Origin of the sequence: Acinetobacter rudis, from assembly GCF_031157835.1 — a bacterium.
Classification (GTDB): Bacteria; Pseudomonadota; Gammaproteobacteria; order Pseudomonadales; family Moraxellaceae; genus Acinetobacter; species Acinetobacter rudis_A.
In genome coordinates this window covers 37,078-44,028 of record NZ_JAVIDR010000025.1, presented here as the reverse complement: position 1 = coordinate 44,028, position 6,951 = coordinate 37,078, and the positions used below count along the sequence as shown (strand labels likewise).

The 6,951-nt window shown below is 36.8% G+C and carries 7 protein-coding genes; 6 read left to right on the top strand and 1 reads right to left on the bottom strand.

All coding sequences use genetic code 11. The features are described from left to right. Positions 1-351: 351 nt before the first annotated feature. The 6 genes from RFH42_RS15430 (at position 352) to RFH42_RS15405 (ending at position 6,451) form a co-directional block, all read left to right on the top strand. A complete protein-coding gene (locus tag RFH42_RS15430) occupies positions 352-990 on the top strand; it encodes a YcgJ family protein (RefSeq protein ID WP_308976726.1) in 639 nt (212 codons plus the stop codon). A gap of 171 nt (positions 991-1,161) precedes the next feature. Then, positions 1,162-1,530, top strand: a complete 369-nt coding sequence (locus RFH42_RS15425; RefSeq protein ID WP_308976724.1) for a hypothetical protein — start codon at positions 1,162-1,164, stop codon at positions 1,528-1,530. A gap of 157 nt (positions 1,531-1,687) precedes the next feature. Next, entirely contained in the window at positions 1,688-1,966 is a 279-nt protein-coding gene (locus tag RFH42_RS15420) for a hypothetical protein (protein WP_308976723.1), read from the top strand. A gap of 307 nt (positions 1,967-2,273) precedes the next feature. Next, positions 2,274-4,913: a bifunctional aconitate hydratase 2/2-methylisocitrate dehydratase gene (locus tag RFH42_RS15415; protein WP_308976722.1), complete on the top strand. Its 2,640-nt coding sequence runs from the start codon at positions 2,274-2,276 to the stop codon at positions 4,911-4,913. A 207-nt stretch (positions 4,914-5,120) separates the two neighbouring features. After that, positions 5,121-5,309: a hypothetical protein gene (locus RFH42_RS15410; RefSeq protein ID WP_308976721.1), complete on the top strand. Its 189-nt coding sequence runs from the start codon at positions 5,121-5,123 to the stop codon at positions 5,307-5,309. A gap of 5 nt (positions 5,310-5,314) precedes the next feature. Further along, positions 5,315-6,451, top strand: a complete 1,137-nt coding sequence (locus RFH42_RS15405; protein WP_308976720.1) for a hypothetical protein — start codon at positions 5,315-5,317, stop codon at positions 6,449-6,451. Positions 6,452-6,469: 18 nt separating this feature from the next. On the opposite strand, the gene RFH42_RS15400 is transcribed toward RFH42_RS15405, so the two are convergent. Next, complete coding sequence (locus RFH42_RS15400) at positions 6,470-6,934, bottom strand: hypothetical protein (RefSeq protein WP_308976718.1); 465 nt, start codon at positions 6,932-6,934, stop codon at positions 6,470-6,472. Positions 6,935-6,951: the final 17 nt, after the last annotated feature.

Below are 6,951 nucleotides of genomic sequence, written 5' to 3'. Positions count from 1 at the left end.
CTTACGAAACAGTGTTTCTCAGGACATAAGCGTCTAGCAGTAGGAATCACCCCCATTTAAGGGGGTGAGGATGTCAAAGATAGAGTTGGAAACATATTGCAGAGCATCGGTTGGGAATAACTGTATCAGTTTATTACTGACATTGACTAAAGAACTAGACAATTTAATTTTGAGTAGTAAAGAAATAAAATAGCATGACAACTTGTTATACATTTTTATGCTGTTTGAATGTATGGGGAATGATACGAAAATCACACTATTCAGTGGGATGAGTTTATATTAGTATGTCACTTTAGAATTAAAATTTAGTTTTAAAAATTAAGGTCTAACTTTAGAATTAGGTGTCATAAAATGAAATTGAATAATATTATCGTTGGGACAATGTTTGTTGCTTTAAGTGGTTTAGCAATTAATGCTCAAGCAAAATTAACCTCACCAAAACAAGGTGTACTCTGTGACCAATATGTGTGTGCAGATCAAAATGGTATCTCTAAAGATTTAACAGGTAATTATTTAAATCAGACGAATGCTAGAGCAATTACTGGGAAAGGCACAGAGTTGACACAATTTACTTATGCAGATGGTACTTATTGTGATGCTCAAGCAAAAAAATGTTATGTAGACCGCTACCTAGATAGTAATGGTCAACGTAGTGCAGTTGCTTCATATGCAACACAACGCTTATTTGGTCAGACTGCGGTGACTCAGAGTAAGAGTACCTTACGTTCACCAAAATCTGGCGTACTGTGTGATGAATATATTTGTGCAGACCGTAATGGTGTATCTAAAAGTTTGACTGGTAATTATTTAGACCAAACACGTGCAAAAAATATTTCAGTGAAAGGAACAGATGCGACTCAATTTAGCTACTCTGATGGCACATTTTGTGATGCCAAAGTTAAACTATGTTATGTAGATCGTTATTTTGACAGTAAAGGTAATCGTAGTGCAGTCAATCGTGAGGCTACACGCGCTTTATTTGGTCGATAATTACAGCGAAATTGTTGTTTCAATAATTTAAAGTGCACTCTGAGAATTAGATTGTATGGTCTAATTTGAAGAGTGCATTTTTATGCTGATGAGGTATGCACGATTAAACAATAATCGAGATTAGTTAAATCAGTAAACTTTCAGTATCATAGCACGCAGTGGAGGATTTATATGAAACAACGAATTGTAATCTTGGCGGTGATGCTAGGTTTAACTGCTTGTGCTGAAAAGAAACCAGCAACACCAGAAGAGAAATGGAAAGGTTATTGTACCAGTGTCAGTAATGCCGCACGTACTATTGCTTTAGATCGTCAGAATGGTATTACTAAACAAGAAGCATTGGATTACGCAAATAAACTCACAGATCCAACAACTAAATCTTTTGTATTACAACAAATTGAGACGATCTATGCATTTCCTGCTGAACAACTTAGAGCAGATAAAGAAAAAGTTCGAGATCAGTTTAAACAACAGGCCTATGAAATTTGTGTTAATGCTCCACACGACCCAAACAAAATGCCAGATTACAAACCATTCTAATGATTTGATTAATCAAGTTCATTAACTGTATTTGGTGATATTAAAACGACTGTATACAAAGTATTGCAGTCGTTTTTTTTTGCTTATTAAAAATATGGAAAAATATATCTAATTATTGAATAATATATGATCAATAAGCGTGTTGAGGAGTGTTGTCATGGATGTCATTGCTTATGTACACAATGCAGATTTATTGGTGGAAGATGGTGATTTTGTTGCGGTGATTGCTGGCAGTCATTATGTACTGAGTGTTGGTGATCGAGTGTATATTGATCAGGTGATTGATGAACTCGCACAGATCTATCAGGTAAAAATTTCCTTTCACGGAGCTGAACATATTATGTTGCATGAAGACGAAATGCAGGTAAAGTTCCAAGGAAAACGTGAATTATTACAACAATATTTAAATCATTCTCATTATATTGGAGTTGAATAATTCGGCAGTTGATTCGTACGCGTATTAAACTAAGGTGGTGTTTTAAAATGCCATTTTTTCTGTTGATGTCATATAAAGCCAAGGAGAACCCTTAAAAGGGTATATAATCCAATAGATTAGCTACTGATATTGTGTGAGCTTATACGCTTTGTTCATTTATTTATGAAATAATGATCATCACGAATAAACACGCTGTCTGGATTAACTTTTGGATTGATTTTTAGTAGTATTTATCCGTCCATATTATCTATGAAGCTTACAAAGCAGGAACTCATAGGTAATTTTTTAAAAAAAGAGGAATAACATCGTGCTACAAGCTTACCGCCAACACGTTGAAGAACGTGCCGCACTCGGAGTCCCACCGAAACCACTTGATGATGCTCAAACTGCTGACCTCGTTGAATTGTTAAAAAATCCTCCAGCTGGTGAAGAAGCATTCTTGGTAGATTTGCTTGAGAACCGTGTACCGGCAGGTGTTGACCAAGCTGCATATGTAAAAGCTGCTTTCTTAGCTGCTGTTGCAAAAGGTCAAACGACTTCACCTTTGATTTCTAAAGAGCGTGCAGTTTACTTATTGGGTACGATGTTAGGTGGTTATAACGTCGCTCCTTTAGTTGAATTGCTTGACGATGCTGAGCTTTCTAGCCTTGCTGCTGAAGCATTGAAAAAAACATTGCTTGTATTTGACGCTTTCCATGACGTTGCTGAAAAAGCAAAATCAGGTAATGCCAATGCACAAGCAGTAATGCAATCTTGGGCTGACGCTGAATGGTTTACGAGCCGTAAAGACGTACCAGAAGAAATCAAACTTACAGTATTTAAAGTTACTGGTGAAACCAACACTGATGACTTGTCTCCTGCACAAGATGCTTGGAGCCGTCCAGATATCCCATTACATGCAAATGCAATGTTGAAAAACGAACGTGATGGTATCAACCCTGAAAAAGCTGGTGAAGTTGGTCCATTAAACCAAATCAAAGCACTTGTAGCTAAAGGCAACCAAGTTGCTTATGTTGGTGATGTTGTTGGTACAGGTTCTTCTCGTAAGTCTGCAACTAACTCAGTACTTTGGTTCTTTGGTGATGAGATTGCTCATATTCCTAACAAAAAAGACGGTGGTGTGTGCTTAGGTTCTAAGATTGCTCCTATCTTCTTTAACACTATGGAAGATGCGGGCGCTTTACCTGTAGAAATCGATGTTGCCAACATGAATATGGGCGACGAAGTTACACTTAAAATCGATCATGCTGCTGCAAAAGTAACTGCATTTAAAGACGGCGCTCAAATTGCTGAAGCTGAATTAAAAACTCCAGTTCTTCTAGACGAAGTACGTGCTGGTGGTCGTATTAACTTGATCATTGGTCGTGGTTTAACAGCTAAAGCACGTGAAACACTTGGTCTTGCTCCATCTACATTGTTCCGCACACCAGTTCAACCAGAAAACTCTGGTAAAGGCTTTACTCAAGCTCAAAAAATGGTTGGCCGTGCATGTGGTCTTCCAGAAGGTCAAGGCGTACGTCCAGGTACTTACTGTGAACCTAAGATGACTACAGTTGGTTCGCAAGATACAACTGGTCCAATGACACGTGATGAATTGAAAGACCTTGCTTGCTTAGGTTTCTCTGCTGATCTTGTTATGCAATCTTTCTGTCACACAGCTGCATATCCAAAACCAGTTGACGTACAAATGCAACACAGCCTACCAGACTTCATTATGAACCGTGGTGGTGTGTCTTTACGTCCAGGTGACGGTATTATTCACTCTTGGTTAAACCGTATGCTTCTTCCAGATACAGTTGGTACTGGTGGTGACTCTCATACTCGTTTCCCAATTGGTATTTCTTTCCCTGCAGGTTCTGGTCTTGTTGCTTTTGCTGCTGCAACAGGTGTAATGCCACTTGATATGCCAGAATCAGTATTGGTTAAATTTAAAGGTAAAATGCAACCTGGTATCACTCTACGTGACCTTGTACATGCAATTCCTTACTATGCGATTCAAGCTGGTGATTTAACAGTAGAGAAAAAAGGTAAGAAAAACATCTTCTCTGGTCGTATCTTAGAGATCGATTTAACAGAGATGGAAACAGATCTTACTGTTGAACAAGCATTTGAACTTTCTGATGCTTCTGCTGAACGTTCTGCTGCTGGTTGTTCTATCACTCTTTCTGAAGAGAAAGTTGCTGAATACTTACAATCTAACATCACAATGTTGAAGTGGATGATTTCTCAAGGTTATGGCGATGCTCGTACTATGGCGCGCCGTGTTGAGAACATGGAAAAATGGTTGGCAAATCCAAGCTTACTTAAAGCTGATGCTGATGCTGAATACACTAAAGTGTATGAAATTGATCTTGCAGACATTAAAGAGCCTGTTCTTTGCTGCCCGAACGACCCTGATGATGCAAAATTGCTTTCTGACGTTCAAGGCGTGAAAATTGACGAAGTATTCGTTGGTTCTTGTATGACAAACATTGGTCATTTCCGTGCAGCTGGTAAATTACTTGATAAAGTACCAGGTGGTTCATTGTCTACTCGTCTATGGTTGGCTCCACCAACACGTATGGATGAGCGTCAATTGATGGAAGAAGGTTTCTATAACATCTATGGTAAAGCAGGCGCACGTACTGAAATGCCAGGTTGTTCACTTTGTATGGGTAACCAAGCACGTGTTGCTCCAAATACAACGTGTGTTTCTACTTCTACACGTAACTTCCCGAACCGTCTAGGTCAAGGTGCAAATGTCTACTTAGCTTCTGCTGAACTTGCTTCTGTAGCTGCTGTATTGGGTAAACTACCAACTCCTGCTGAATATCAAGAATATGCAGCTCAAATTGACAGCATGTCTGCAGACATCTATCAATACCTCAGCTTCGATAAGATGGGTGACTATACTGATGCTGCTGCTGACGTTGACACTAAGAAAATCGCTGCTGCTCAATTGTCTTAATTGACAGTTTGAGTGACTAAAAAATCCTGCTTTCGAGCAGGATTTTTTTTGTTTGGAAAGGAGGAATTGTCTTGAGATTACAAGATTATTGAATTATGTGTGGCTGATCTTTATGTAGAGTTGTAAAAAAGCACTTCGGAATCATCGCTTTTGGATTTTGGGTGTTATAATGCCGTCAACCACATCTAGTTTTGACTGGAGATGATGATGCTATTCTTTTCAACAGAACGTCAGATTCGTAAAAAGTTATTAGATCAAAAGGATAATAGTAAATATATCCGTGAAGATGCTGATCCTGAAAAAGTTGTTGCAGAGACCATGCGTTTAGTTCAACTAGAGTTGGCGCGTAAGCGTGAACAACGTTTAGTTGAAAACCTTAGTATTAGCAATGACTAAAGTTAATGAATGGATTATTATTTGCGCTTAGTGTTATTGTTATAGGGTATATATATCAAAACCGTAATTTAGTTACCAAATATTCAACTTCTGAAATTCCTGCACATCATTTATATTATAAAAGTGCGATTACTGGATTCATATTTTTTTCTATCGGCTTTATTTTTACTTTCCTTATTTTGTTTAAATTTTCTTTAATTGAATATCATAAAGATGTCAATGTTATTGAAAATATTAGTTTTTTCCCAGATCTCAAGATTTTGTGGGCACTGAGTTTTTTTAGTTCCTTGGTTATATGTTTATTATTTGTCTGGTTAAAAAACTATATCTTATTGCGCGGTATTGATCGTGTAAACAATATTAATAAAATCTATGCCTTAACGTTGACCACACCTTTAGATAAATTGCTTAATGACTCTGCTTTTTTATCTGAGGATGACTTCAAAAATAAAATTGTGATGTTAAGCATGGATGATAAAAAAGTCTATGTCGGGACGGTTTATCCAGATCGTAAAATATTTGAACGTTTTCTTTATGGTCAAACAGAATTTATTTTTTGTCCCATGTATAGTGGCTATCGACAAAAGGAAACGATGGAATTGGTGATTACCACTGATTATTTAAAGGATCAACAAATTGACCATCTCAAATATCAGGTCATTTTAAATAGAAAAAATATTGTTTCTGCAACGAAAGTTGATTTGGATACTTTATTTGATTTTATGGAACGAGATGTTTTCTTAAATAAGTTGCATTATCTTTCTAATAAAAAGCTGCCTGTTATGGTTATTATGAAGAATAAAAACATATATATTGGTCATTTGGCTGATAATATATCAAATTATTCAACTTTAAATGATGTTTCTCATATTGGGTTGAAGCTTGCTTATCAATGTATCTATGAGCGTGATCAAATTAAAATTGCCCAATATTATGACTTTAGTGCAAGTAAAGATATTTATACTCATTTGAGCTTAAGAGAGGTCGAAAGTATATGGTTTAGAACAAAACCCGAAGATATTTGGTTGCAAGGGAAATCGGTTTCTGCAGAAATGTTATTTAAAATATTCGAACATCGTTTAGTGGATCATCGTGAATTGGCAATAGACAATGAGACTGTAATGACCGTTGTTGATGAGTAAATAATCTGCATCTATTGATTATTTTTCAGCTGGTTGTGGCTTTAAATAAAACAAGATAAAGATGGTCATTAGCATTGCGGTAATTGCACCAATAAGTGCTAAAAAGAAAGATACGACAAACTTTGATAATGCTTCCTGATCGGGAATGCCTGCAAGAAAGCTCAGGAGTAAACTCCAAAGTCCTGAACATAAAAAACCAATGAGCAGTGAGCGTAATATTGCTACTCTTTTCGTATAACCACGAAAAAGGACCAAGTTATACATCATCAGTCCAACGGCCAAAGCAGGAATAACATAGAGTGCTAAACCAACTACAGCAAATAATAATGATCCTCCTAGAAATGCACCGATGTCTGACCATTGTAGATGGGGTAGTGACTGGATAGTCGCAATACTTATCAAAGTTAGATAAGTAATTAAGAAAGGCGAAATGCTGTATAAAAAATAAATCTTAAACTGGTTATGTTTGGATGGTTCTAACATTTGAGTGATCTCGTGAA